The sequence below is a fragment of the Bradyrhizobium sp. S3.2.6 genome, from assembly GCF_040546885.1.
Lineage (GTDB): Bacteria > Pseudomonadota > Alphaproteobacteria > Rhizobiales > Xanthobacteraceae > Bradyrhizobium > Bradyrhizobium cytisi.
In genome coordinates, this window is record NZ_JBEPOS010000031.1 from 26,739 (window position 1) to 51,343 (window position 24,605).

Annotated in this window: 23 protein-coding genes and 3 tRNA genes; 12 read left to right on the plus strand and 14 right to left on the minus strand. The window is 64.3% G+C overall.

Annotated elements, in window-relative coordinates; genetic code table 11:
* The first annotated feature begins 16 nt into the window (after positions 1-16).
* Positions 17-889: an NmrA family NAD(P)-binding protein gene (locus ABID58_RS33745; RefSeq protein WP_148750296.1), complete on the plus strand. Its 873-nt coding sequence runs from the start codon at positions 17-19 to the stop codon at positions 887-889.
* A gap of 132 nt (positions 890-1,021) precedes the next feature.
* On the opposite strand, the gene ABID58_RS33750 is transcribed toward ABID58_RS33745, so the two are convergent.
* Positions 1,022-1,095 (minus strand) — tRNA-Gly (locus ABID58_RS33750).
* A 368-nt stretch (positions 1,096-1,463) separates the two neighbouring features.
* Positions 1,464-3,866: an ATP-binding protein gene (locus ABID58_RS33755; RefSeq protein ID WP_354037230.1), complete on the minus strand. Its 2,403-nt coding sequence runs from the start codon at positions 3,864-3,866 to the stop codon at positions 1,464-1,466.
* A 335-nt stretch (positions 3,867-4,201) separates the two neighbouring features.
* Between ABID58_RS33755 and ABID58_RS33760 the strand changes: the two genes are divergently transcribed.
* The 4 genes from ABID58_RS33760 (at position 4,202) to ABID58_RS33775 (ending at position 8,877) form a co-directional block, all read left to right on the plus strand.
* Positions 4,202-4,915 (plus strand): substrate-binding periplasmic protein, encoded by a 714-nt coding sequence (locus ABID58_RS33760; protein ID WP_354037231.1) that lies wholly within the window; start codon positions 4,202-4,204, stop codon positions 4,913-4,915.
* Between the two features lie 192 nt (positions 4,916-5,107).
* Complete coding sequence (locus tag ABID58_RS33765) at positions 5,108-5,494, plus strand: YciI family protein (RefSeq protein ID WP_354037233.1); 387 nt, start codon at positions 5,108-5,110, stop codon at positions 5,492-5,494.
* Between the two features lie 205 nt (positions 5,495-5,699).
* Entirely contained in the window at positions 5,700-7,757 is a 2,058-nt protein-coding gene (locus ABID58_RS33770; RefSeq protein WP_354037234.1) for an ATP-dependent helicase, read from the plus strand.
* Between the two features lie 88 nt (positions 7,758-7,845).
* Positions 7,846-8,877: an LLM class flavin-dependent oxidoreductase gene (locus ABID58_RS33775; protein WP_354037235.1), complete on the plus strand. Its 1,032-nt coding sequence runs from the start codon at positions 7,846-7,848 to the stop codon at positions 8,875-8,877.
* A gap of 117 nt (positions 8,878-8,994) precedes the next feature.
* On the opposite strand, the gene ABID58_RS33780 is transcribed toward ABID58_RS33775, so the two are convergent.
* Positions 8,995-9,080 (minus strand) — tRNA-Tyr (locus ABID58_RS33780).
* Positions 9,081-9,286: 206 nt separating this feature from the next.
* Here ABID58_RS33780 and rlmB point away from each other — a divergent pair.
* Positions 9,287-10,117 (plus strand): 23S rRNA (guanosine(2251)-2'-O)-methyltransferase RlmB, encoded by an 831-nt coding sequence (gene rlmB, locus ABID58_RS33785; protein WP_354037236.1) that lies wholly within the window; start codon positions 9,287-9,289, stop codon positions 10,115-10,117.
* A 256-nt stretch (positions 10,118-10,373) separates the two neighbouring features.
* Here rlmB and ABID58_RS33790 read toward each other — a convergent pair whose 3' ends face one another.
* Together ABID58_RS33790 and ABID58_RS33795 are read right to left on the minus strand one after the other, a co-directional pair.
* Positions 10,374-10,862, minus strand: coding sequence for a hypothetical protein (locus tag ABID58_RS33790; RefSeq protein WP_354037237.1), 489 nt, complete (start codon positions 10,860-10,862; stop codon positions 10,374-10,376).
* 44 nt (positions 10,863-10,906) lie between these two features.
* Positions 10,907-11,392 (minus strand): hypothetical protein, encoded by a 486-nt coding sequence (locus ABID58_RS33795; RefSeq protein WP_148750264.1) that lies wholly within the window; start codon positions 11,390-11,392, stop codon positions 10,907-10,909.
* A 305-nt stretch (positions 11,393-11,697) separates the two neighbouring features.
* Here ABID58_RS33795 and ABID58_RS33800 point away from each other — a divergent pair, with 305 nt between their 5' ends.
* Positions 11,698-12,150 (plus strand): hypothetical protein, encoded by a 453-nt coding sequence (locus ABID58_RS33800; RefSeq protein WP_354037239.1) that lies wholly within the window; start codon positions 11,698-11,700, stop codon positions 12,148-12,150.
* A 172-nt stretch (positions 12,151-12,322) separates the two neighbouring features.
* Positions 12,323-12,397 (plus strand) — tRNA-Thr (locus tag ABID58_RS33805).
* A gap of 17 nt (positions 12,398-12,414) precedes the next feature.
* Here the strand turns inward: ABID58_RS33805 and ABID58_RS33810 are convergent.
* The 4 genes from ABID58_RS33810 to ABID58_RS33825 form a co-directional block, all read right to left on the minus strand.
* Positions 12,415-12,834 carry a GFA family protein gene (locus ABID58_RS33810; RefSeq protein ID WP_354037241.1) on the minus strand — a complete coding sequence of 140 codons (420 nt, stop codon included), beginning with the start codon at positions 12,832-12,834 and terminating at the stop codon, positions 12,415-12,417.
* A gap of 169 nt (positions 12,835-13,003) precedes the next feature.
* Positions 13,004-13,711: a class I SAM-dependent methyltransferase gene (locus tag ABID58_RS33815; RefSeq protein ID WP_354037243.1), complete on the minus strand. Its 708-nt coding sequence runs from the start codon at positions 13,709-13,711 to the stop codon at positions 13,004-13,006.
* 173 nt (positions 13,712-13,884) lie between these two features.
* Positions 13,885-14,604, minus strand: a complete 720-nt coding sequence (locus ABID58_RS33820; RefSeq protein WP_354037245.1) for a class I SAM-dependent methyltransferase — start codon at positions 14,602-14,604, stop codon at positions 13,885-13,887.
* Between the two features lie 267 nt (positions 14,605-14,871).
* Positions 14,872-16,569, minus strand: coding sequence for a methyl-accepting chemotaxis protein (locus ABID58_RS33825; RefSeq protein ID WP_354037246.1), 1,698 nt, complete (start codon positions 16,567-16,569; stop codon positions 14,872-14,874).
* 459 nt (positions 16,570-17,028) lie between these two features.
* On the opposite strand from ABID58_RS33825, the gene ABID58_RS33830 reads away from it, so the two are divergent.
* Both ABID58_RS33830 and ABID58_RS33835 read left to right on the plus strand, forming a co-directional pair.
* Positions 17,029-17,424: a hypothetical protein gene (locus ABID58_RS33830; protein ID WP_354037247.1), complete on the plus strand. Its 396-nt coding sequence runs from the start codon at positions 17,029-17,031 to the stop codon at positions 17,422-17,424.
* A gap of 317 nt (positions 17,425-17,741) precedes the next feature.
* Entirely contained in the window at positions 17,742-17,996 is a 255-nt protein-coding gene (locus ABID58_RS33835; protein ID WP_354037248.1) for a hypothetical protein, read from the plus strand.
* Between the two features lie 16 nt (positions 17,997-18,012).
* On the opposite strand, the gene ABID58_RS33840 is transcribed toward ABID58_RS33835, so the two are convergent.
* From ABID58_RS33840 to ABID58_RS33855, 4 genes are all read right to left on the minus strand, one after another.
* A complete protein-coding gene (locus ABID58_RS33840; protein ID WP_354037249.1) occupies positions 18,013-18,255 on the minus strand; it encodes a hypothetical protein in 243 nt (80 codons plus the stop codon).
* Between the two features lie 234 nt (positions 18,256-18,489).
* Complete coding sequence (locus tag ABID58_RS33845; RefSeq protein ID WP_187434723.1) at positions 18,490-19,197, minus strand: outer membrane protein; 708 nt, start codon at positions 19,195-19,197, stop codon at positions 18,490-18,492.
* 288 nt (positions 19,198-19,485) lie between these two features.
* Positions 19,486-19,902, minus strand: a complete 417-nt coding sequence (locus ABID58_RS33850) for a hypothetical protein (RefSeq protein ID WP_354037250.1) — start codon at positions 19,900-19,902, stop codon at positions 19,486-19,488.
* 224 nt (positions 19,903-20,126) lie between these two features.
* The gene (locus tag ABID58_RS33855) at positions 20,127-20,531 is read right to left on the minus strand and encodes a His-rich protein BRANT (RefSeq protein WP_354037251.1); all 405 of its coding nucleotides are present in this window, start codon (positions 20,529-20,531) and stop codon (positions 20,127-20,129) included.
* A gap of 250 nt (positions 20,532-20,781) precedes the next feature.
* On the opposite strand from ABID58_RS33855, the gene ABID58_RS33860 reads away from it, so the two are divergent.
* Both ABID58_RS33860 and ABID58_RS33865 read left to right on the plus strand, forming a co-directional pair.
* On the plus strand, positions 20,782-21,324 hold the full coding sequence (locus ABID58_RS33860) for a tetratricopeptide repeat protein (RefSeq protein ID WP_354037252.1): 543 nt from the start codon (positions 20,782-20,784) through the stop codon (positions 21,322-21,324).
* Between the two features lie 107 nt (positions 21,325-21,431).
* The gene (locus ABID58_RS33865) at positions 21,432-22,817 is read left to right on the plus strand and encodes a serine hydrolase domain-containing protein (protein ID WP_354037253.1); all 1,386 of its coding nucleotides are present in this window, start codon (positions 21,432-21,434) and stop codon (positions 22,815-22,817) included.
* On the opposite strand, the gene ABID58_RS33870 is transcribed toward ABID58_RS33865, so the two are convergent.
* Positions 22,807-24,378 carry a S10 family peptidase gene (locus ABID58_RS33870; RefSeq protein ID WP_354037255.1) on the minus strand — a complete coding sequence of 524 codons (1,572 nt, stop codon included), beginning with the start codon at positions 24,376-24,378 and terminating at the stop codon, positions 22,807-22,809. The two genes, ABID58_RS33865 and ABID58_RS33870, sit on opposite strands and share 11 nt — an antisense overlap.
* Positions 24,379-24,605 lie beyond the last annotated feature (227 nt).

The following is a 24,605-nucleotide window of genomic DNA, read 5'->3' on the forward strand; positions in this document are numbered from 1 at the left end:
GATCGGGAGAAAACGCATGTTCTTAGTCATGGGAATCACGGGAAAAGTGGGCGGCGCAACGGCAGAACATCTGTTGGCGCATGGCATGGAAGTACGCGCGCTGGTCCGCAATCGCGAGAAGGCGTCAAGCTGGGCGAACCGGGGCGTGGAGCTGGTTGACGGTGATTGGAATGATTCGGCAGCCATCGAGCAGGCGCTCAAAGGCGTCGAAGGCGCGTTTGTCATGTTGCCGGCTGTTTGGGCCCCCTCGCCCGATTACAAAGAAGCCAAGGGCGTGATTGCGAACTATGTCGAGGCGCTCACCAAGGCAGCGCCGCCGCGAGTGGTAGCGCTTTCGTCGATGGGTGCGAACAGGACCAGCGGGCTTGGGATGGTCACGGCCTTGTCGCTTCTGGAGCAAGGTTTTCGCGACCTGATATCGCCGATCGCATTTGTGCGCGCAGGTGGATTCTTCGAAAATTTCCTTTACGGCTTGCAGGTCGCCCAGGGCGGAACGCTACCGGTCTACTACAATCCGACAAACCGGAAATCGACCATGGTCGCGACGAACGACATCGGCGCGGCGGCAGCAACCCTTTTGACCGGGCCAGCGTGGTCAGGGCAGCGCGTCGTCGAGCTTGGTTCGATGGTCAGCCCGGATGAAGTCGCCGAGCAATTGGGTGAAGTCCTGAAACTCGACGTGAAAGCCTTTGCAGTCCCGCGTGAAGGGTGGGCGGAAGCGTTCGAGCAATTCGGCATCCCGAAGGGCTACACCGGACCTGCCGAAGAAATGTTTGATGCCGTTAATGCAGGATGGATGGACCTCGGAGTCGAGGGTACGGAGCACGTAGCGGGTACGACGTCCGCACGCGACGTCTTCACGGCGGCCCAGAAGGCCGTGACGGCGTGAACGTGGGAATATGCGAGATACGAGAAACAGTTGGTCAAAAGCGAGCAACAGAAACTGTAAAGCAGCCTTTGTCAGAATGAGATCATCAAAAAAGAGCCGTCCCTCGCGCTAAACATAAGCGATTGAAAGCTCTGGAGCGGGTGAAGGGAATCGAACCCTCGTATTCAGCTTGGAAGGCTGCTGCTCTACCATTGAGCTACACCCGCGACACCGGCTCCCTAACACGGCCGGGCGGCGGTCTCAACTGCCCCTACGACGGCTTTCGCCGGCTTTCCGGCCCTTGCGCACAAGCTTGGTTCCGCCCCGGCCCGCGGCCCCTTAACAGCGGCGGCCTGCCGGCCTATATTGAGGTCTCCCGCAATCAACGAAAGGAGGTGATCCAGTGTCTTTTACCAAGCGCTGTCACCTCGCTGGGATCGCCCGCTAAGTTCTCAATAAGGGCTTGGCATCGGGGCGCTCTCAGCCCTGGACCAGCGAGCAAGAAATCGGGCGCGACGGGGTCTCCCCGCCGCGCCTTTTCTTTGGTCAGGCCGGTTCTTTGGTCGGGCCGTTTTCGCTGGCCTCGCGCGTGCGCTCAGAGCGGCCCCTCGCCCGCGAGCATCTCTCGAATCTTCTGAGACAGGTCAGTCTTCCGATACGGCTTCTGGAGCAGCGCCACGCCGGGATCGAGATGTCCCTCGTGGACGATGGTGTTGTCGGTATAGCCGGAGGTGTAGAGCACCCGCACGCGCGGCCGGCGGAGCCGGACCGCTTCGGCCAATTCCCGCCCGTTCATGCCGCCGGGCATGATGATGTCCGTGAAAAGGAGATCGAAGCTCACCCCCTGGTCGACCAGCGCAAGCGCACTTGCGCCATCGCTGGCAGTCAGCGTGCGATAGCCGAGGCTGCCGAGCTGCGCGACCACATAACCCTGCACGAGCGGATCGTCCTCGACCACGAGGATGGTCTCGCGCCCGGGCGCCGGCGCGGGCGCCGCCACCGGCCCGGTCCTCGCCGCGGCCTCGCCCGCCGATCGTGGCAGGAACAGCCGCATCACCGTGCCGCGGCCCTCCTCGCTCTCGATCGCGACGGTGCCGCCGGTCTGCTTGGCGAAGCCGTAGACCATGCTCAGACCAAGTCCGGTGCCGCGGCCGACCCCCTTGGTGGTGAAGAACGGCTCGAACACGCGGTCGCGGATGTCGGCGGGGATGCCGTGACCGGTGTCGGCCACGGCGACCATGACGTAGGAGCCGGCATCGCCGTCGCCATTGCCGGTGCTGTCGAGCTCCCGGTTTGCCGTCTCGAGCGTGAGCCTGCCGCCATCCGGCATGGCATCGCGCGCATTGACGGCGAGATTGACGATCGCCGACGAAAGCTGCGACGGATCTGCCATCGCCAGCCACGCATCGTCCGCGAGCCGTGTCACGATCTCGACATGCTCGCCGAGGATCGGCCGCAACAGCTTCGCCGTCTCGAGCACGAGACCATTGACGTCGATCTCGCGCGGCTCCAGCGGCTGGCGCCGCGCAAACGTCAGGAGCTGAGACGTGATCTCGGCACCGCGCGAGGCCGCATCGTCGATGAGCTGGGCGATCGCGGCGAGTTCTGGCTTCTCGGCAAGCCCCTCCTGAATGATCTCGATGGTGCCGGTGATGACGGTGAGCACGTTGTTGAAGTCGTGCGCGACGCCGCCGGTGAGCTGGCCGATCGCATCCATCTTCTGGGACTGGCGAAGCCGCTCCTCGGTCTCGTGCTGCGACGTGAGATCGGTGGCGGAGCCGCGATAGCCCATGAAACGGCCTTCCTCGGCGAACACCGGCTGACCGTTGACACTAAAGTAGTGCAAACGCCCGGCCCGATCGCGGCCGCGATACTCGAACATCCGGAACGGCTCGTGACGATCCAGCGTCGCCATGTGGTCATGCCATTTCTGCGCCTCGGCATCGTGGTCGAAGGCGGCATCCGGACGTCGCTTGCCGATCAGGGCCTCACAATCCATGCCGAAGGCGCCGGCCCGGTCCGATATATAGGTGAACACATGATCCGGCCCGGTTTCCCAGAACCAGTCGGATGCGGTCTCGGCATAGTCGCGAAAGCGCTGCTCGCTCGCGCGCGCATCCTCTTCGGCGCGCCGGCGGATCTTCAGATCACGTTCGAGATTCGCATTGGCCTCGCGCAACTCGCCATAGGCACGACCGAGGTTGGCGCACATGGCGTTGAATGCGTCGATCACCTTGTCCAGCTCGTCGGGATCGTGAGGAGGCCGTCGCTCCAGATGCAACGGCGGCGGCGGCCGCGCCAGGCTGTACTTGCTGACAAACTCGGCGATCGCAACCAGATGCCGCGTCACCAGAATGTGGACCATGTAGATGATGAACAGCGAGACGAGGAACGTCTTTGCCGCCTGGCTTGCCAGGATGACGAGAGCCCGGTTCAGCAATTGCTGATAGACATCACTCAGCGTCGCCTCGACATGGAGCACGCCGATGGCGCGCGCGGTCCCCTGCACAGCATAGGTCAGGGGATAGTCGCGCGTCACGACCGAGCGGCTGCTCTGCTCACCGACGGCGACACGGATGGGATTAGGGCGATCGGCAATCTCACGGACCTCGGCGGCGCGCATGCTAGGCAGCCGCAGGATACCGTCGAGCTGGAGCTTGAGCTGGTTCTGGTCGAGATTCCACAGGCTCTCGCCGAGGCTGCCCGTGGTGCTGCGGCCGACCTCCTCGAGCCGCGTCTCGATCACGCCGACTTCGCGATCATAGTCCAGATAGAGCTGGAGCGCGGTCAGTGTCAGCGTCACGATCGAGGAGAACAGCAGCACGGCAGCAAGCAGGCGGGGCCCGATGCCGCTTCGCGACCAGTTGAAGATCCGCGATAGCAGCGCCGCGAGCATCGGGGACGTGAACGCGATTCCGATGCCGCTCAAATCCTGCTTCGCGGCCGCCGGCGTAACGGCGCGGCTGAGATCGGGATTCTTGTCACCTGCGTTGCCCATGCACCCCGTCCCCGAAAATGGCGACACCTCTCCGGCCTGCCGGTCGCAGCCTCGCGCAGTTCAACGGTTTTGATTCTCCCTCAGCACGCGATGCGCGCAGCAATCCTGTCGGCCCTTGGGCGATCTGAGGTCGGTGGGGTCATATCTTGCGCCCAGCAGCAGGATCCTCGCGCAAGGTACCACTTCGCATGCTAGAATGACATCGGTGAAAATCAGGTGTCGCCCGCATGGCGGGCGAACGATGTGTGTTGTGGCCCTGCGCGAGTCCCCATCTCTGGTAGATCACGCGCGCTGCCGAAGCCGATGGTAGCAAGCAACAGTCAGAGAGGCGCCCCATGTGGCGGATAGTCATCGTCTGCCTGTCGCTGTTCGCAGCCGGCTCGTCCTCCGCGCAGTCGGTGATCCGGCTGGCGCGGATCGCCGACATTCCCGATCAGTATGTCGGCGGCGAGATGCTTCGGGCCGTCTACGCCAAGCTGAACATCAAGCTCGAATTCGAGGACGTCCCTGGCAAGCGGGCGCTGGCCCTGTCGAGCGCCGGCGAGGTCGATGGTGAAATCCAGCGGATCGGAACGCTGTCACGCGATTACCCCACGCTGCTGCAGGTGACGCCGGCGATCAACTACATCGAACCCGCTGTGTTCGCGACCAAACTCCATTTCGACGTGAATGGCTGGAATTCCATCAGGGACTACAGCATCGGCATCGTCCGCGGCGTCGGCTCATCGGAAGCCGGCACGCGCGGCATGGACCACGTCACGGCGACCATGAGCCTCGAGAACATGATCAGGATGCTCGATGCCGATCGTTTCGACGTGATGGTCACCGACCTCTTCAGCGGGCTGGTCGCTGTTCGCAAGCTCAATCTACAGGCCAGGATATACCCGCTCTCGCCGCCGCTCGAGCGCATCCGCATCTACCATTACCTGCACGAACGCCACCGCGACCTGGTGCCGAAAGTTGGACAGGTGATCGAGCAGATGGAGACGAGCGGCGAGCTGGCGGCGCTGCGCGAGGCCCTCGTCAAGCAGGTTCTAAGCGCCCCCTGACAACGCCGGCTCAGAGCGTGCGAAGTCGCTCGCGTACGGCGACGGAGGCAATCAGCACGCCGGGCGGCAATCTGGTTTCAGAAACGTTTCGTCGCACACGCCGCGACGCAATATTTTGAGGTCGGCCGTTGTCGGTATCGGCGGCAACCATACGTCCTTCGTGCTGCGCGCCCAAAAACAAACGAGGTGAAGATGCTTTACGCGATCCTGGCTTACCATGTGGAAGACGAGATTTTGTCGTGGTCGCCGGCGGAGGATGCCGCGGTCGTCGCCAAAGTCATCGAGGTTCAGGCGCCCTTGAGGGCAAGCGGACACCTTGGGCCGGCCGCCCGTCTGGATGACACCCAAAAGGCCCGCACCTTGCGTGGCCCCGGCCCTGGGATCGTGCTGGACGGCCCGTTCGCCGAAACCAAGGAGCAGCTTCTGGGCTTCCACCTCGTCGAATACGACACGGATGACGAGGCGATCGCGGCGGCGCGGTTGTTGCGCCAGGTCAATCCCAGTGCGGTCTACGAAATCCGACCGGTCAAGCTTTACGTGCCGGCCGATGGGTTCGGCGCGGCAGCGACCAAGGGATGACGGACAGCGGCGCCACCAGGTCTTGCCGTCCATCGCCGCATCCATGCGGCGGCGGATCAGACGTCCGCCAAAGGCCAGGAACCAGAAATAGGACGCATATTGCGGGGCAAACGCCCTCTCCCCTAAATCCTTGGGCGACTTGCATCCAGCCGCATTGCGATTCGCCCGGGGATCGTTGATTCTGCAGGCTTCATCGGGGCGATTCGTGACAACCTATCTGGACACGCTCAATGCGGAGCAGCGCCGCGCCGTCGAGCATGGCGTGACCGATGGCGCGACCGTGGGCGCCCCCCTGCTCGTCATTGCCGGCGCCGGTTCCGGCAAGACCAATACCCTCGCCCACCGCGTCGCGCATCTGATCGTCGCCGGTGCCGATCCGCGCCGCATCCTGCTGATGACGTTTTCCCGCCGCGCCGCCGCCGAGATGGCCGGCCGCGTCGAGCGCATCGCCCGAAAAGTGCTGGGCGAGAACAACGCCGCGATCATGCGCGATGCGCTCACCTGGGCTGGCACTTTTCACGGCATCGGCGCGCGGCTGTTGCGCGAATATGCCGAGCGGATCGGCGTCGATCCCGCCTTCACCATCCACGACCGCGAGGATTCCGCCGACCTGATGAATCTGGTCCGGCACGAACGCGGGTTGTCGAAAACGGAGAGCCGCTTTCCGGCCAAGGGCACGTGCCTGTCGATCTACTCGCGCTGCGTCAATGCCGAGATGGAGATCGAGAAGGTATTAGGAGCTCACTATCCCTGGTGCGCGGGCTGGGCCGCCGAACTGAAGGGACTGTTTGCCGCTTACGTGGAGGCCAAGCAGGCCCAGCACGTGCTCGATTACGACGATCTGCTGCTCTACTGGTCGCAGATGATGAGCGATGCGCTGATCGCCGACGAGATCGGCGGCCGCTTCGATCACGTGCTGGTCGACGAATATCAGGATACCAACCGCCTGCAATCCTCGATCCTGCTGGCGCTAAAGCCTGATGGACGCGGGCTCACCGTCGTCGGCGACGATGCGCAGTCGATCTATTCGTTCCGCGCCGCGACGGTGCGCAACATCCTGGATTTTCCGCAAAGCTTCTCGCCGCGCGCGGAAATGATCACGCTCGACCGCAATTACCGCTCGACGCAGCCGGTGCTGGCGGCGGCCAACGGCGTCATTGGCCTCGCGCGCGAGCGCTTCACCAAGAATCTCTGGACCGACCGCACCTCCTCGCAGAAGCCGCAGCTCGTCACCGTACATGACGAGGCCGACCAGGCCCGCTACATCGTCGAGCAAGTGCTGGCCAATCGCGAGCAAGGCGCGCTTCTCAAGCACCAGGCGGTACTGTTCCGCACCTCATCGCATTCCGGCCCGCTCGAAATCGAGCTGACCCGCCGCAACGTCCCCTTCGTGAAATTCGGCGGACTGAAATTCCTCGACGCTGCACATGTCAAGGACGTGCTGGCGCTGCTGCGCTTTGCCGAGAACCCGCGCGATCGCGTTGCCGGTTTTCGCATCCTGCATCTGTTACCGGGCATTGGGCCCGCGACCGCGCAGCGCGTGCTGGACCAGATGGCGGAGAGCATGGACCCGCTGCACGCGCTCGGTCAGCTTCCGGTGCCGCCGCGCGCCGGCGCGGACTGGACCGGCTTCGTCCGCACCATCGAAAACCTGCGCTACTCGGAATGGCCGGTCGATCTCGAGCGCGCGCGTCTCTGGTACGAGCCGCACCTCGACCGCATCCACGAGGATTCCGAGACGCGCCGCGCCGATCTGATGCAGCTCGAGCAGATCGCGAGCGGCTATTCATCGCGCGAAAAATTCCTGACCGAACTCACGCTCGATCCGCCGAACGCGACCAGCGACAAATCCGGGCCTCCTTTGCGCGACGAGGACTATCTGATCCTCTCCACCATCCATTCCGCCAAGGGCCAGGAATGGAAGTCGGTGTTCGTGCTCAACGTCGTCGACGGCTGCATGCCGTCCGACCTCGGCGCCGGCACCAGCGCCGAGCTCGAGGAGGAGCGCCGCCTGCTTTACGTCGCGATGACGCGCGCCAAGGACGATCTGCATCTCGTCGTGCCGCAACGCTTCTTCGTCCATGGCCAGCAAGCCAGGGGCGACCGCCACGTCTACGCCTCACGCACCCGCTTCATCCCGGAGCAGCTGGTCTATCTGTTCGAGCGCGCCGCCTGGCCGAAGGCCGCCGCGGCAGGCGCGCGCGCCGCATCGCTAGGCCCGAAGATCGACATCGGCGCGCGGATGCGAGGGATGTGGCGGTAAAACGGAAACCGAGCATTTCCGCGAATGCCCTTGTGGCTCGGTGGCCATCCATTAAGTCTCGACGATCCTCCCCACAGAGACCTGATCGATGACCGCACCGCTCGAATTCGGACTTGATACCTTTGGCGACGTCACCAGGGACGCAACCGGCAGCATGCTTCCGCATGCGCAGGTGATCCGCAACGTCCTCGACGAGGCGGTGCTGGCCGACGAGCTCGGACTCGACTTCATCGGGCTCGGCGAGCATCACCGTGCCGATTTCGCAATCTCCTCGCCCGAAACCGTGCTCGCCGCGATCGCATCGCGCACCAGGCGCATTCGTCTCGGCTCGGCCGTGACAGTGCTGAGTTCGGACGATCCGATCCGCGTATTCCAGCGCTTCGCCACGCTGGATGCGCTCTCCAATGGACGCGCCGAGGTGATCCTCGGCCGCGGCTCGTTCACGGAATCCTTTCCGCTGTTCGGCTTCGACCTGCGCAAATACGAGGACCTGTTCGAGGAGAAGCTCGATCTGTTCGCCGCATTGCTGTCGCAGAAGCCGGTGAGCTGGGAAGGTAAGCTGCGTCCGCCGCTGAGGGATCAGCTGGTCTATCCGCCGGTCGAGAACGGAACGCTCAAAACCTGGATCGGTGTCGGTGGCAGCCCGCAATCCGTGGTGCGCGCCGCGCATTACGACCTGCCCCTGATGCTCGCCATCATCGGCGGCGATCCCGAACGCTTCGTGCCCTACGTCGATCTCTATCACCGCGCCTTCAAGGAGTTCGGCCGCCCCGCGCAGCCGATCGGCGTGCACTCACCCGGCTACGTCGCCGAAACCGACGAACAGGCCCGCGAAGAGCTCTGGCCGGACTACAAGGCCATGCGCGACCGCATCGGCCGCGAGCGCGGCTGGCCGGCGATGGGCCGCGACGAATTCGTCAGCGAAGCCGAGCACGGCTCGCTCTATGTCGGCTCGCCGGAAACGGTCGCGCGCAAGATCGCCAGGACGGCCAAGGCGCTTGGCATTGCGCGGTTTCAGCTGAAATATTCGGCGGGGCCGTTGCCGCACGAGAAGCTGATGAAGAGCATCGAGCTCTACGGGCGCAAGGTGGTACCGATGGTGAAGGAGATGCTGGGGTAGCATTTGGAGACAGCCCGCCTGCGCCCATCGGGCTACGGCGTGGCAGCCTTCGCTAGCTTCGCGCAATAGTCATCTTGGCTGGCCTGCCCAGCCGAAGCTCGCGAAGTGAGCGAAGGCTGGTGGGGGAGGCAGGACTCGAACCTGCGAAGCCATAAGGCGGCTGATTTACAGTCAGCTCCCTTTGCCACTCGGGACACTCCCCCGCTCGACGGCAGCACAATCGGGCCGGACCTTGCCGGCGACCGAAGACGGCCATGGAACGTGAAGGCCGCGACAGCCCGGATGGGGGCGCGACCGGGCGCGTTTATGGGCGATGCGGTGGGGCAAAGTCAACCGAGGCGAACAGCTAAAATCGCCCTCGAAGCCACCCAAATTGCCATATTCCGGGACCCGTGACACAAGCGAGCGCATGAAGGATCGAAAATTCACCCCAAGGGCCCCCCGCGGCGGGGCTAAGCCCTTCAACAAACCGGGAAAATCGGCTGGCCGGCCGGCCTGGCGCGACCGCGATTCGCATGCCGACGGACCCGTCATCCTCTATGGCTGGCACACCGTCACGATGGCGCTCGCGAACCCGCAGCGACGGATCCGCAAGCTGACGCTGACCGAGAATGCCGCCCGGCGCCTGGCGGACGAGAACATCGAGACCCGGATCGCGCCCGAGATCGTTCGGCCCCAGGAGATCGACCGGCTGCTGTCGCCCGACGCCGTGCATCAGGGCCTGCTCGCGGAGGCCGATCCCCTGCCCTCGCCCGACATCGAGGATTTGGCGCTGGAGGGCATGGTGCTGGTGCTCGACCAGATCACCGATCCGCACAATGTCGGCGCCATCCTGCGTTCCGCCGCCGCGTTCGCGGTGAAAGCGATCGTCACCACCGCGCGCCACAGCCCGGAAGCAACCGGCGTGCTTGCAAAAGCCGCCTCCGGCGCGCTGGAGCTGGTGCCTGTCATCACCGTGCAGAACCTCGCCCGCGCGCTGAACGAGTTGAACGACAGCGGCTTCCTGACTGTCGGTCTGGACAGCGAAGGCAGCGAGGACCTCTCGGACGTCACGCTACGCGAGCCGCTCGCTCTGGTGCTGGGTGCCGAAGGCAAAGGCTTGCGGCAATTGACTCGCGAGACCTGCAGCGTCGTGGCGCGGCTCGACATGCCCGGCGAGATCAAGAGCCTCAACGTCTCGAACGCCGCCGCGCTCTCGCTCTATGTCGGCGCGAGCCGGCTCGGACTGATGAAGCGCTAGGCGTCGCCGCCACATCCCGACGATGCCATCGTGCGCCTGTTTTGCCCGACGGGTCAAGCGAATTTCTGTTTTTCGGAAATGACAGGCTCGAACAACGAGCCAGTGCGCGATGATCACTCATCTCGATCCCGTTGCGCTTCAAGTCCTTGATTTCGCTATCCGCGGCTACTGTGCATGGGGTTGTTTTGGAGACAAAAGCAAAACGCCCGTCCGCATCACGCGGACGGGCGCTTCATTGGGCTCAACCGATCAGAGATCAGTAATAGCGGCGCAGGACGCGGTGGCCGCCGTAATACGGCGCAGGCGCGTAGCGATGGGCGTAGCCATAGCGCGGACCATAGCCGTAATGCGTGCGCGGCAGGTAGCCGTAGCGCGGGCCGTAGCCATAGTGATACGGACGGTAGTACGGGCGGCGATAGGGATAGGCAGCCGCGCGATAGCCATAGCCGTAGCCATAATTGGCGGGCGCGACGACCGCGTCTTCCTGGTAGGTCGGAGTCGGCGCGAAGGCACCCGGGCCAGTGTAGGTCGGGCCTTGGTTGACGTAGTAGTACTGCGAGCTCGGCTCGGCGAGGCGCTCATAACCGTAGCCGGCGCCGTAGCCGTAACCGCCGCAGCCGGTGTTGCAACCGGAATAGACCGGCGCAACCGGCTGGCACGGATTGAAGCCGCAGGCCATCGCCGGCGCGCTGCCCACGAACATCACGGCAGCCGCCGCGACCAGTCCCGAAATCATCTGACGCATTACTCTCTCCTGTTGATTTCCGTTTTTTTGGATTTTGACGCTTCTTAACCCGGCGGCTTGCCGGGCATCTCTGCATGCGGTCGCGGCCGAGGGCGCCGCGGATGGTCGTTGATCTCAGGCGCGAGGATCACCGGCGGCGGGTTGACCGGCACATCCATTTGCGGCGGCAGCGGCGCGGATGACGCGCCCCAGCTCTGGTGATAGCTCTCTGCCGGCTGCGGCAATCTGCGGTTCGCGGGCGGCTCGATCTCGAGGCGGCCATAGCCGGGCTGCAAGCCCATGCTCGGATAATAATGGCCGACATCGGAGGGCTGCCGCTCGGCCACGTAGCGCCCGCCATAGATCGTGGGCTGCACCTGGAGGCTCTTGCCCAGGCCCCAGACACCTTCGACGACGCTGTAGGACGCATCGATATTGTTGATGATGATGGGCACGCCGGGACGGCCGGGCACGACGATATCGAAGCCGCCGCCGGCAAGAGCCGTTGCGGGCAGTCCGATCAGAAAGGCTGCGAGCGCGAATGCGCGCATGGAAGGATCCCGGTTATGCGGAGCACAACCTAACGGATTGCAGCATAGAGAGGGTTAAGGACGGCTGACCAAATTCCGGTAAGCCTAACGCGTAAGCCTCGCGCGGCGCTCAAATGCTGCGAAGCACGCTAGTGAAGCGTTAAGGGGAGAGACAGCCGTTGCATCGCTAACGTAGACAAGGTTGCCTGGCACAGATCTCACATCCTGAGCGGGTTCACGTCGATGTGACCCCGCAGGCCAGAAAACGCGGAACGACAGCGTCAGATCGCACTTAGCACAGGTCTCAACAACATGGAGAAAATGCCATGACAAGCCTGAAGCTTCTTGGCTTGGCCGCAATCGTTGCGTCCACGCTGGCCACACCAGCCTTCGCGCAGACCGCGGCCGACAATTCGGCCCGCTGCACGGGGTTGTTCCAGGATCCCGCTTGCCAAAATCTCGGCCCCGCCAATCCCACCACCAATCGCACCTATCGCCGCCGGCACACGGCCCAGCGGCAAGTGAACCCGAACAATCAGGGACAATCGGGCTTCTGGCCGGTCGACGCGGCGGGGGCGGTGGCGGGCGCCGCCGTCGGCACCGCAGCAACGGTCGCCGCCGCGCCGTTCCAGGGCTGGAGCAATTCCTATGCGAGCTACGACCGCAGCGGACCCGGCTGGTATGGCAATTGGGATGCCTATGCGGCCCGCAACGGCATCGTGTGCAGGCCCGGCACGTGGTTCAAGGGTGAAGACGGTCGGCAGCACCTCTGCCAGTAGGCCCAAAAACTCAATCGAAATGGCTCAGGCGGCACCAAAAAGGGGCCGCCTGTTTCATGCCGGCGGACGGCAGCGCAGGTTCTGGCACTTCCCGGACAAGTCTGGTATTGCGACCGCGCACAAGCGGACGCGCTGGCGCCAGCCGGCAACCCGCATGGGTTCCTTGCGAGTGGCCGGCTTAGCTCAGCGGTAGAGCAGCGGTTTTGTAAACCGAAGGTCGGGGGTTCAATCCCCTCAGCCGGCACCACCCTCGATGCGCGCCCGTCAGCCCGACGTCTTCCGCAGAGTGCCCTGTTGGAGATGCTCGACGCCTGCGCCGGTGATCTCCACCCACACATGCTTCGACCGCTCGAACACCGATTTGATCGGCGCCGGGAAATTCGGATCCGCAATCACGCCGACGGCGACGCCGATCATCGCCGGCAGACTTTCGGCCTTCCAGTAAACGGTCGAGCCGCAGTCAGGACAAAAATAGGAACGGACTGTGCCGCCGCTCTCGCCGTGACGAGCATATTCCTTCGGCGCCCCTGAGATCGTGACGTCATCAGCCGGATAAAACGCGCCGACGCCAAATGGCGCGCCGGTCCGCCGCTGGCATTCGATACAGTGACAGGCCGCGACCCGACTGGTCGGCCCCGGGAGCGAAACTACAACTGCGCCACAACTGCATCTAGCATCGATCATCGACCACACTCCCTGCATTTATTGCTTCGATGTCCGGAGGTTTGAGTCCGGCGAAGTTCGCATGGCCTCATGAAACGGCGGATTTGGCATGCCCATTGTCGGAAAACGCGTGACGGGCGTGCTGGTCCTGCAGCATCGCGCGTCGCGACGATGACGGCCAAGCGGCCTGTCAGACGGGCTCTGCGCCGCCTTCGGGCAACTCATCGAGCCGCCAGAGCCCAAGGCTCTTGTCGCGCCAGCCGCCATTGCCTTCCTCGCAGCGCTCGTCGATCAGTTCGCGCGGGGGCGGCCAGTGGAACGGCGCCTTGATCATGTTGAGCGCGCGCCAGTCGCCGTCCTCGCAATCGCCATTGTCTTCCCACTCCGGAAACGTCGTAGCCAGCAAGAATTGCGCGCCGCTTGCGCGGAAGCGAGCGATGGCGTGCGCGATGTTCTGGAAGCTCAGATGCACAAGACAGTCGCGGCACAGGATGACGTCGCAACCCGGCAGCGGATCGCGCGTGATGTCGGCGACGAGAAAGCGGCCGCGCACATCCCCTCGCGCCACCCGCGCTGTATTGGCCGCGATCAGGGACGGCACGATGTCGATGCCGGTATAATCGACCTCGAGATTGGTGCTGCCGATCCAGCCCGCATCGCCACAGGGCGCATCGAGCAGCGAACGCGCGCCAAGCCGCTGCAACAGGCCGGGCAGCGTCTCGCGCATTCCCGCGGTGGCGCGATCCTCCGAGCCGAGGCCCGAGACCGAGGTCGGAGCCCCCCAGAGGTTGGTCCGCTGAATCCGCTCGAACCGCGTGGCGAGATCGAGGCCGGCAAAATTCTCGCGGTCGGCAACGAACCGCTCATGGGCAAGCACGGAGGGACGATGGGAGATCATCGGATGGGACTCGCGCCAAGATTCCGTCGCAAGCGCAGTATAGACCGAATTCGTGCCCTATCCGGGCAAAGCCCACGGCTTTGATTTCTCGGATACCGACCCGATGACATCAGATGCGATCGATCGCGTCACACAATTCTTCAAGGCGAAGCTCGCCGCCTGACCGCACCTGCTCAAGCCGGCTTCTGCCACTCCATAATATGAAAGAAGGGCACCCGGCGATGAAAGGCATTCCTGTCGGGATCGCCGCCTTTGGGCTCCGGCTCGACGAACAGGCGCAATTGGAGGCCGTGGTCGAGCAGCAGCGTCATGTAGGTGCTGAGCGGGCGATGCCAGTTCTGGATTCGGATGCCGCGCCAGGTCACCCAGGTCGACCGCTCGTCCATGTAGTGGTCGATAATGAAGCGCAAGGCGCCCTCGCCGTCACGTGTCCAGCCTTCGGGCGGACCGGCGGTGTTGAAGCTGGTCAGGTTGGCGATCAGAAGCGTACCGCCCGGCCGCAGCGCAGCCACCATCTTCGCGATCGCCGCGGCGAGATCGGGTATGTCGATCAGACTGAGATAGCTGACGACCAGGTCGAACTCCGCTTCGACCTCCATCGTCTCGGCACGGCCAAGCCGGTAGTCGCCATGCGGGTCGAGCTCCCTGGCACGCCCGAGCAACGCTTCGGTCGGATCAATGCCGGTCGTGCGGATGCCGGCATGCTGCATGATGCGGCAGAAGCGCCCCTCCCCGCAGCCGACATCGAGCGCGTTGCGGAAGCCGCGCCCCTCGAGGCGCGCCCGCATCGGTGCATCCAGCACAAAACGTCGGCCATAATCACCGTGCTCGCCCTGCTCGACGATCCATGCAGACGCGGATGCGGTCCAGCCGTCGCTGACATCATCGCTCATGGTGTAACCTTCGGGAATGCATGTTGTCCGCTTGCGTCGCGGGGACGGCTACTGACCACGGATTGGATCAGAGTTCAACATCAGGTAGAGTCCAGGCACCATGCAGCCTTATACCAGCCGGGAAAGCGCCAAGATCATCGCCGGAGCGGTCGCGGCCGTGGTGGCCACGGTCTTCCTTTTCGCGATCGCGATGGCGCTCTTGCTGCCGCAATAGGAGCGGCGGCGTACCGGCGGCGCGAGGCCGCCGGACCCTGGATGTCGTGCGGCTCAGGCCGCGCGCACTGTCCGCAGGAATTTTCCGACTTCGTCCTTCAGCCGGGTGCTGTCGGTCGCCAGCATCTTCGCGGTCGAAAGCACCTGCGAGGACGCCGAGCCGGTCTCGGCCGCGCCGCGCTGCACGTCGGTGATGTTGGTCGAGACCTGCTGGGTGCCGTGCGCCGCCTGCTGCACGTTGCGCGAGATCTCCTGGGTCGCAGCGCCCTGCTCCTCGACGGCCGCGGCAATGGTCGAGGACACTTCCGAGAGCCGCTCGATGGTCGCGGAGATATCGCGGATCGCGGTCACCGATTCCTGGGTGGCGTTCTGAATGCCGGAGATCTGCTGGCTGATCTCGCCGGTCGCTTTCGCGGTCTGCTCGGCCAGCGTCTTCACCTCGGAGGCGACGACGGCAAAGCCGCGGCCGGCCTCGCCTGCGCGTGCCGCCTCGATGGTGGCATTCAGCGCCAGCAGATTGGTCTGCCCGGCAATGGTGTTGATCAGCTCGACGACGTCGCCGATGCGCGTGGCCGCAAGCGAGAGTTCGCTGACCCGCTCAGTGGTGGTGCGGGCCTGGTTGACGGCTTCGCTGGCCATCCGCGCGGATTCCTGCACCTGGCGGCTGATCTCGTTGACCGAGGACGACAACTCCTCCGTCGCCGTCGCAACCGACTGGACGTTGCCGGTGGCTTCACCGGAAGCAACCGCGACGATTGAAGTCAGCTGCTGCGCGCGCTGAGCGGTGGTGGCCAGCGTCGAGGACGACGCTTCGAGCTCGGTGGATGCGGAGCCGACGGTATCGATGATCTCACCGACCGCACGCTCAAAACCGTCGGCCAGGTTGAACATGTCGCGGCGGCGCTGCTCGGCGGCCTGCTTCTCGGCTTCCACCTGCGCCGCCTTGAGCCGCTCCACCTCGAGCGCGTTGGTCTTGAACACCTCGACCGTCCGGGCCATCTCGCCGATCTCGTCGCGGCGGTCCTTCTCGGGCACCTCGGTCTTGAGGTCATTGCGCGCCAGGCCCTCCATGGCGAGCTTGAGCCGGGCAATTGGCTTCGACATCGCCACGAGACCGATGAAGAGCGCAATCACGATGCCGATGATCAGGCCGCCGGCGCTGACGCTCATCACGGTCCAGGTCGCGGATTTGGCGTCGCCCTCGATGGCTTCCTTGCGCTTGGTCACGGCCTTGGACGTATCGGTCGTGAACTTGGCAACGCGCTCGAGAGCCGCATCGATCAGCGGGTCGCACTCCTTGTGAGCACGATCAGCGGCCTTGGCATTTTCCTCAGGGCTGCTTGCAGCCGCACCGGCCTGGAGCACCGGATCGCAGCCGGTAAAGGCGGCCGTCAACTGCGCGCCGACACTCTTCGTTTCGGCCGCTCTCGCCGGGTCGTCCTGCTCCGCAGCGTCCAGATACTGGCGAATTTCATTGCGGTTCTGGCTCGCAATCTTGAGGCGATTGGCGTTGCCCGCCTCGGTCGTCTCGGTGAACACCGCATAGAGCGCGGCGTGATAGGTCTCGATGCGGCGCTGGGCCCGCGTGAGGTTGAGAGCTGCCGACTGCATGGCGGTGAGTTCGCCGAAGCCGTCGACCGTCGCGGACAGCTCGCGAATGCCGAAGGCGGCAACGGCGACCAGGGCAAAGCCCATCACGGTCACGATCAACGCAACCTTCGACACGATCTTCAAATTGTTCAAAAAGCTCATCGCAGCCGCCTAATAATCTTTCGGTCCCCATTGACCGAAGCAGTCCCGGCGGCGGCATTGGAACCCGCCAACGTTAAAATTTGATACGAAATGACACGGGTAATCTTACGGGAGAATAGCCAGCGGGACGCCGCACGTAAGCTTCGATCGACTATGGGCGACCCGATCCGCCAGCGATAGCTATCGATCACGGATGGGGGAGATCCCATGCCCGTCGTCAGGCCCGGCATGGGCGCGCACCAGATCCTCGACGAACGCTATCACCTCCGCCCGCTTGTCGGGCGGCAATGACAGAAAGGCGCGTACGAGCCGCAGGCCCTGCGCTTCGTCCGACGGGTCGGCCCTGGAATCCATCCATCCATTGTCGGGTGTCCGGGAAAAATATGCAATCCCTTGCCGACAGCCTTCTTGATTCGGCGCTCAGGCTTTGATGGAATAGCTCCAACAGGGTGGTGGATCATGAAGTGGATCAGGGAGCGCGACGCACTGATCGCGCAGACGCTGGCCTTCGTCCAATCGGTTTCCGGCAAGAAGGATGGCGCCCGTCAGCCGGATACCGCTGCCGTTGCGCCGATCCTGGCCGCGGAGATTGTCTCCGTCCAGACCGTGACCGTCGCGTTCGAGCCGCAGCAGGCCGATCCGCCGCCGCAGGTCGCACCGCCGCCCCAACCGCTGCCGGTCCCTCCGCCACGGATGGCCGGCGATTTCCGCAGCGAAATGCAGGCGCGCATCGCTAACTTCAGAAAGCATCAGGAGCGCTTCGAGCGCGAGCGCGAGGAATATTGCGCGGCGACCCTGACCAAGCTGCGCGCCGCCATCCGCGATGCCGCCCCGCCGCCGCCGGCCCAGAAGTAGGGCCCGCCTGCGACCAAGGCCTTAGAGCCACGACCACACCAGCCAGAGATTGGCTGCACAGGCACCGAACAGTGCCAGCGTCAGGGGCAGAAGCATGTGCCCGCAGCAGGTTTTCAGGTCGGTCGACATGGCCGGAAACATCCGCTGATTCCGCCAAATGAGTCCCAAAGTTTCTTTTTTGGGGGATTCAGGACTCGTTAAGGGACTCAGGGCACGGCGCCCCTACCCCCCTTGATCAGGGCGGATCACGGCCCCGTGATCGGCTTGGAACCCTTCGCGCCATGAAGTCGTTAACGGGCTTTCCGGGAGCGGGAAGCATGCCCTACGCCCTGTTCTGCAACGACAGCCAGATCAGCAAGGCCTATCCGAGCGAAGCCGACGTCTGGAAACTCGCGCAACGGAGCGGCTTGGTCGTGGACCTCGGCACCGACGACGAGCGGCAAGGTCCGCGCCGGGTGCTCGACAATGACTATGAGATCAGATCATGCCTGGCCGCCCAAGGCGAGGACCCCGCCAAGAACAAGGCGGACGCCGAGCGGGAATCCAGGATGGAGCTTCAGCTCAGCTCGTGAGATCTGGCCGAGTGCCTCAGGGTGTCGCGATCGCCAGCGAGGCCTGCTCACCGGCAAGCGCCACGCAGGCCTTGCGGCGGTGCAGCCCGCGGATCGCCCCGGTGACCTTGAGCACCTTGCCCGACGGACAGGAGGCGTCCTTCACGAAGGCGACCTCGTAGGGTGCCAACATCAAAGGCTCGGATTTGAGGATTGTTTGGGCAAAGCACGGCAGGACGACGAAGCACGAGACCACCAGCACCGACGCCAAGATACGCATGTTCGTTGTCCCACCAGCCCAGCAATTCAATAATACCGCTTTCCGGAGCGCCAGTTCCGTAAGTCGCAGAAATTATTTTTGGTTTACCCGATCCCCGTGACACGCGTGAGAAGGCGCGCGCCAGACTGTTTGCTTGCAAATGACGCGCCAGATGATTCACGCAAGGCAAACAAGCGAAAGGCCGGCAGGAAGCCGGCCTTTGTCAGATCGTGGTCGTGGCTCGCGCGCGGCGGATCAGTAGCGCGAGGCCGCCGGACCGCCCCAGCCGAAGCGGTAGTTCACTCCGACCTTGACGGTATGCTCGTCGTCCCGGCCGCGAACGCCGACGACGTCGGCTGGACCGGCGGTGATCGTCGTGCTGCCGAAGTTATAATACTGGTACTCGGCCTTGGCCGACCAGTTCGGCGCGAACATGTATTCGAGGCCGGCGCCGACGGTATAGCCGTCCTTGCTGTTGCCGGTGGCGGTGAAGGCCTGCGGCACGCCGGCGATGTTCACGCCAAGACCGCCGTTGCGCCAGGCGTAACCGCCCTTGGCGTAGAGCAGCGTCGGGCCCCAGGTGTAGCCGATGCGGCCGGTCACCGACCCGAGTTGGTCGGTGCTCGAGGTCACCTGGGTGCCCAGCGGGAACGTGACACCGTTATTGTTGGTCGGCAGCCAGGAGTACTGGGCTTCGATACCCACCACCCAATTGGGCGCGAACTGGTAGTCGAAGCCGCCCTGCACGCCGCCCAGGAAGCGGGCGTCGCTGGATTGGAAGCTGCTGTCCCCGGCGAAGGCGCCGCCGACATGGCCGCCGATGTAGAAGCCGGTCCAATTGTAGATCGCCTGCGGCGGCGTGTAGGCCGGAGCCTTGGTATAAGTGTGCGGCTGCATGTCCGCTGCGGCCGCCGGTGCGGCCAGAGCGAGCAGAGCTGCTGCCCCGAGCAAAATCGTCTTCATGGTCATCCCCGTTCTTTCACGTACGACACTCAGGAAACAACGTGGCGTGAATTGGGTTGCTTCGCGGCGATGCCGGAACGTTGATCGTTCGCAACTGTGACGGAGCGGCAACATCGCGCTTTTGTTCCATCTCGTCCGGCCTGCGCCGGCAGATTTTGTCGTCCGCACATGTCCAGCCGTAACGATTTGTCGCAGGGCAAAACCGATCCGTTCAAAGCTCGCCGAAATGTGATCCAGCGGCTCCGGCGGTTCTTGTCCTAGCACCGCGCGATGAAGGCGCGCTTTGCGCTACCGCGCCATCTTTTCCAGTTCTGGAAAGGGTGCGTAAACCGCGCCTGCGCAGATCTCGTTAGCGCGATCGATGACGCGGTCGGCCCGGCCGTTGACGTAGATGATGGCGCGCTCTCGCATCGCCTTATAGGTGCCATCGGTCTCGCGCGGCGTGAAGTGCAGGCAGCTGACATAGAACTGCCGCCCGCCGACCTCCCTCAGCACCGGATCGGCCATGCTGGCGTCGCGCACGCCGACCGGATTGTTGAGATAGGCGCGCATCAGGGCCAGCGCGTCACTACGAAAATTATCGGGAAAGGACTGCGGCCCTCCGCGTCCCTCCAGCAGGGACGGACGGTCCCCATCGCTGCCGAAACAGGCCGTGAGCGCCAGAGGCAGCACCAGGATCGCCGCGCGTTTCGCCAATCGCCCCAAGGGATCACATTCTCCAGCCAGTCGGACTCGCTCCAGCCAGTCGGACTCGGAGTTGTTTCTAGCTCCAAGGTTGCGCAAAGGGAATTCGCTTCCACAGACAGCGCACCGGCCCGCCGCCAGCGCCTCGCGCTTGCGCGCGGGGCGTGACGGGCGAGCCGGGCCTGAACTCCGCGCGCGGCAGCAGGGCAATCCAGGGATGCCGCCGCGCGGGATCAGATCAGTCGTTAGCTGCGCTTCTCGATGGTCACCGGCTTGGTGACGCCCGACGGCGTCTTCAGCGACTTCTTGGCCGAAAGGTGCTTGTCGTGATGACGATGCGTCCGCACGGTCTTGTGCTGGTCCGGCGTGATCGCAGCGTTGGCGTTCATCGCCTTGGCCTTGGTATCGGCATCAGCCTTCACATCCGACTTGGCGCCCGATTTGGCGCCCGACTTGATGTCGGCCGTCTTGCCGTCCGTCTTGCCGTCCGTCTTGGCGTCGGGTTTCGCGGCGGTGGTCGAGACCTTGCTCTGGGTCTGGTCCGCCTTGATGACTGGCGCGGTCGTGGTTGTCTTGCCGGCTTCAGCTGCGAAGGCCGGGGCTGCGATGACGGAAGCTGCGAGCAAGGCTGCGGAAATGGTCTTCAACATGGTGGTCTCCTCTTGGAAGGATCTTGAGGCGGGCGCCCTCTCGCCAACCCTTCGATCATGGGTCAGAGCGTAGAGGGAGCGCACTGAACCCTGTCTGAAGCCCGCGGCCAGCTCCCGTTCATCTCGATGACAAGTTTGTCATCTGAGGAAAGGCGAATACACCGGGGTGCCGGGAATGTTTTTGCGTACCGGGTGTTCCGGTATTCGGGCAATCGTGTAGGATCGCCACGTTCCATACGGGAGAACTTCGATGCGCAAATTCTCAATGCTTGTCGTGCCGGGACTCGTCGCCATGTCGCTGGCGGCCGCGCCGGTGCTGACCAGCGCCTATGCGGCGGGCAGCGATGAGCCCTCCTCACCGCCGAAGTCGGACAACTCGTCCAAGAAGGGCAAGAAGAAGAGCTCTTCCGTCAGCGACCCGAAATTCCTCGCGGCCTATCGCACCGCCTACACCACGATCTACGACAGGAACGACTATACGGGCGCGATCGGCCAGCTGAAGTCGCTCAAGCGCGACGACGTCGCCGACGTCGCGAACCTGATCGGCTATTCCTATCGCAAGCTCGGCGACTACCAGTCGTCGAAAGTCTATTACGAGATCGCGCTGAAGGACGATCCGAACCACGTCCGCACCTGGCAGTATTACGGCCTCTGGCAGCTCGAGCAGGGCAACCGCGAACAGGCGCAGTATCACCTGAACAAGATTGCCATGCTCGCCGGCACCGACAGCTCCGAATATCGCTCGCTGGCTGCCGCGCTCGACAAGCCGACCGGCGCGACGCTCGTCTACTGAAGACATCGCATCTTCGCATGACAGAACGGGCACAACCTTCCGGGTTGTGCCCGTTCTGCTTTCTCGGCTAGCTTCTCGCAACCGATCCCCTCGCAAATTGGTGCGCAATGGACACGTGGCTGCGATCCGCGATCGACTACATCGGCTCCTGGATCGAATTCCAGCAGACGACGGTCCAACAGCCCGGCGTCATGGTCGCATTCGTCCATCGCGGCGAGGTCGTCGCCGAACATGCGTTCGGCCTTGCCAATCTCGACACCGGCGAGAAGCTCACCCCGCGCCATCGCTTCCGCATCGCCTCGCACTCGAAGAGTTTTACATCGGCCGGCGTCATGAAGCTGCGCGAGCAGCGCAAGCTCAGGCTCGACGATCCCGTCGGCCAATATGTGAGCGGTCTGCATCCGCGCGTGGCCGAGACCACGATTGCCCAGGTGCTTTCGCACAGCTCCGGGCTGACGCGCGACGGCGCCGATTCCGGCCAGTTCATCGACAGCCGTCCCTATCTCGACGCCAAGGAGCTGCTCGCCGAGTTGAAGGGGCCTCCCGCGATCGAGCCAGGCACGCGCTTCAAATATTCCAACCACGGCTTTGCCCTGATGGGGCTCATCATCGAAGCGGTGACCAAGGAGCCCTACGCCGCCTGGATCAAGCGCGAGATCGTCGAGCCTGCAGGCCTCCGCGAGACCGAGCCAAATGCGCCGCTTCCCAGGGGCGCGCTGTTTGCGCGCGGCCACACGCGAAAGCTGCCGCTCGGCGAGCGCTGCGTAATCCCTGGCGATAATCCCGCGCACGCGATGGCATCGGCCGCAGGCTTCGTCGCTACCGCAGCCGACACCGCGCGTTTCTTTGCCCAGCTCGCTCCCAACGCCAGGAAGAGCGTGCTGTCGGTCGCGAGCCGCCGCGAGATGACGCGCAACCATTGGCGCGTGCCGCAAAGTTTGGAGGGCTATTACGGCCTTGGCGTCAACGCCGGCAAGACCGACGGCTGGGACTGGTTCGGGCATGGCGGCGGCTTCCAGGGTTACATCTCGCGGACTTGCTCCATCCCCGGATGCGAGCTCGCGATCAGCATCCTCAGCAACTCCATCGACGGCCCAGCCCCGATCTGGATGGACGGCGCCATGCAGATCCTGCGCGTCTTCAAGACCCGCGGCGCAGCCGACCGGCGCCTGCGCGACTGGACCGGCCGCTGGTGGACGATCTGGGGCGCGACAGATTTCGTGCCGATAGGCAACCGCGTGCTGCTCGCCAATCCCCAGTTCAACAATCCGTTCATGGATTCCGGCGAGATCGAGGTCACCGGCCGCGACACCGGCAGGCTTGCTTGGGCCGCGGGAGTTTCCAGCCACGGCGAGCCGGTTCGCCGCGTCCGTGACAAGCGCGGCAAGGTCAGCGACATCTGGATCGCCGGCGCCAATGTCAAGCCGGCGGTCGTCGTCGCGCGCGAGATCGCACGGAGATACCCGCCACGAAAACGCCGGCCTACTCCCTGATCAGCGCCTCGACCTCGCTCCGAAGCGCCTGTCGCGAGCCATCGCGCGAGTAGAACATGTGGCCGCCGGGATAGACGACGAATTTCACGCGCGACGTCACAAAGGCCGGCAGCTGGTCGAGCGCCCGCTTCGTGCCGAAATAGGGCGTGGCGAGATCGAACAGGCCGTGCGCGACCAGCACGTTCAGCTTCGCGTCGGTGGCGAGGATCTGACGCAGCTCCGACAGGGATTGCGGCGGGTTGATGCCGCCACCAAAGTCCCAGTTGCGCTCGACGGCACCGTTGAGGACTTCATAGGAGCCGTCGGGCCGCCAGTTAAGCTTGCGCGTGAACACATCGACCGCGGCACTCGTCAGCGGCGCCTGAAGCGCATCGCCCGAGGGGTCGCCGAAGCGCGAGCTGCTCGAATCCGGATAGGGATCGAAGCCGCGCACGGAGGCGTCGTAACGCCCGGTCACCATGCCATTCTTGCGGTCGAGCTCGCGACGGAATTCGCCGACGTCGAAGCGGCCGGCGAGCCTGCGGCTCACCGCCGGGTCGATGCCGGTGAGCTCCGCGACCTTGTCGGCAAGACGATCGGAGGCTTCCTTGTCCGCCTCACCCTTGACGAGATCGGCCAAAAATTCGCCGCGGGCGTAGGCCTCGACATCAGCGAGATCGGCGCGCTTGACCGGCCCCTTGGCTTCGCGCGCCACCGCCACATAGCTCGGCAAGGTCGCGACATATTGCAGGAGGCTCGTGCCTGTGAACTCGCGGAAATCCAGGAGCGGCGACACCAGGACCAAGCCTTTGACACCGACGCCGTGCTGAATCTGCAACTGGCGCACGACCTTGGGCCCGCGAATGCCGCCATAGCTCTCGCCAGCGACATATTTCGGCGAGGTCAGGCGGTTGTGCTTCTCGAGCCAGCGGCGGATCACGAGCGCAATCGCGTTGACGTCGCCATCGACCGAATAGAACCGTTTGCGTGCATCCTCGCCGCTCGCGATGACACGGCTGTAGCCGGTGCCGACGGGATCGATGAAAACGAGATCGGTGAAGTCGAGCCAGGTTTCCGCGTTAGGCTTCACTTCGGGCGAGGCCGACGGCGACACCCCCTCGCCGTCGAGCGGCAGCCGCCACGGCCCGGCCGCACCGAACTGGAGCCACGCCGACGAGGCACCGGGCCCGCCGTTGAACAGGAACGTCACCGGGCGCGTGCGATCGGCGCCGTCGAGCTCGTAGGACGTGGTGGCGATGTCGGCGAGCGGCTCCCCCTTGTCATCGAATACGCGGATGGAGCCGGCGGTCGCGGCAAAGTTGAGCGTTCGCCCCGGCAGATCGAGGGTCTGCTTGGTGGTCGAATCTCCGGGCAGACGATGCTGGTCGGCGGCAGATGGCGAGGCCTGCGCTGCATTGCCGCCGCGACCGCCCTTCTGTCCCGCAGGCGCCGCCGCCTCGTTGCGCGGCTGCGGCGGATCGTCCGCGCGCGCCAAGTCTGCGAACGCTACGTCTGCGAGCGCGAAGGCAGACACCGCCAGCACCAGCCCCGCGCAGCGCAGCATCGGCAAGCCTATGACCATGATTGTTCTCCCTGCCCCGGCCCGTCGGTCGCTGGCCGCAGCTGTAGCCGGCAATTGCGACGGTTTGGGGAATTGGAGGCCCAGGTAGGGCTTTCCGGGCCGATCCGCTTGGCTTTTGCCCTCCCCGCTGGGCGCGTTTGCCTTCCGGGCGGTCGTCCTCGACAATGGAGGCCCAGGTCGTATAGACGACCTCGGCGGAACTTTCTTGAGCCAGCAACACCTGCCTG

What these genes read in the sequence shown, in the direction of transcription:
- ABID58_RS33745 (WP_148750296.1), top strand. Translation starts at nt 17, where the DNA reads ATGTTCTTAGTCATGGGAATCACGGGAAAAGTGGGCGGCGCAACGGCA.
- ABID58_RS33755 (WP_354037230.1), bottom strand. Translation starts at nt 3,866, where the DNA reads ATGGGCAACGCAGGTGACAAGAATCCCGATCTCAGCCGCGCCGTTACG.
- ABID58_RS33760 (WP_354037231.1), top strand. Translation starts at nt 4,202, where the DNA reads ATGTGGCGGATAGTCATCGTCTGCCTGTCGCTGTTCGCAGCCGGCTCG.
- ABID58_RS33765 (WP_354037233.1), top strand. Translation starts at nt 5,108, where the DNA reads ATGCTTTACGCGATCCTGGCTTACCATGTGGAAGACGAGATTTTGTCG.
- ABID58_RS33775 (WP_354037235.1), top strand. Translation starts at nt 7,846, where the DNA reads ATGACCGCACCGCTCGAATTCGGACTTGATACCTTTGGCGACGTCACC.
- rlmB (WP_354037236.1), top strand. Translation starts at nt 9,287, where the DNA reads ATGAAGGATCGAAAATTCACCCCAAGGGCCCCCCGCGGCGGGGCTAAG.
- ABID58_RS33790 (WP_354037237.1), bottom strand. Translation starts at nt 10,862, where the DNA reads ATGCGTCAGATGATTTCGGGACTGGTCGCGGCGGCTGCCGTGATGTTC.
- ABID58_RS33795 (WP_148750264.1), bottom strand. Translation starts at nt 11,392, where the DNA reads ATGCGCGCATTCGCGCTCGCAGCCTTTCTGATCGGACTGCCCGCAACG.
- ABID58_RS33800 (WP_354037239.1), top strand. Translation starts at nt 11,698, where the DNA reads ATGACAAGCCTGAAGCTTCTTGGCTTGGCCGCAATCGTTGCGTCCACG.
- ABID58_RS33810 (WP_354037241.1), bottom strand. Translation starts at nt 12,834, where the DNA reads ATGATCGATGCTAGATGCAGTTGTGGCGCAGTTGTAGTTTCGCTCCCG.
- ABID58_RS33815 (WP_354037243.1), bottom strand. Translation starts at nt 13,711, where the DNA reads ATGATCTCCCATCGTCCCTCCGTGCTTGCCCATGAGCGGTTCGTTGCC.
- ABID58_RS33820 (WP_354037245.1), bottom strand. Translation starts at nt 14,604, where the DNA reads ATGAGCGATGATGTCAGCGACGGCTGGACCGCATCCGCGTCTGCATGG.
- ABID58_RS33825 (WP_354037246.1), bottom strand. Translation starts at nt 16,569, where the DNA reads ATGAGCTTTTTGAACAATTTGAAGATCGTGTCGAAGGTTGCGTTGATC.
- ABID58_RS33830 (WP_354037247.1), top strand. Translation starts at nt 17,029, where the DNA reads ATGAAGTGGATCAGGGAGCGCGACGCACTGATCGCGCAGACGCTGGCC.
- ABID58_RS33835 (WP_354037248.1), top strand. Translation starts at nt 17,742, where the DNA reads ATGCCCTACGCCCTGTTCTGCAACGACAGCCAGATCAGCAAGGCCTAT.
- ABID58_RS33840 (WP_354037249.1), bottom strand. Translation starts at nt 18,255, where the DNA reads ATGCGTATCTTGGCGTCGGTGCTGGTGGTCTCGTGCTTCGTCGTCCTG.
- ABID58_RS33845 (WP_187434723.1), bottom strand. Translation starts at nt 19,197, where the DNA reads ATGAAGACGATTTTGCTCGGGGCAGCAGCTCTGCTCGCTCTGGCCGCA.
- ABID58_RS33855 (WP_354037251.1), bottom strand. Translation starts at nt 20,531, where the DNA reads ATGTTGAAGACCATTTCCGCAGCCTTGCTCGCAGCTTCCGTCATCGCA.
- ABID58_RS33860 (WP_354037252.1), top strand. Translation starts at nt 20,782, where the DNA reads ATGCGCAAATTCTCAATGCTTGTCGTGCCGGGACTCGTCGCCATGTCG.
- ABID58_RS33865 (WP_354037253.1), top strand. Translation starts at nt 21,432, where the DNA reads ATGGACACGTGGCTGCGATCCGCGATCGACTACATCGGCTCCTGGATC.
- ABID58_RS33870 (WP_354037255.1), bottom strand. Translation starts at nt 24,378, where the DNA reads ATGGTCATAGGCTTGCCGATGCTGCGCTGCGCGGGGCTGGTGCTGGCG.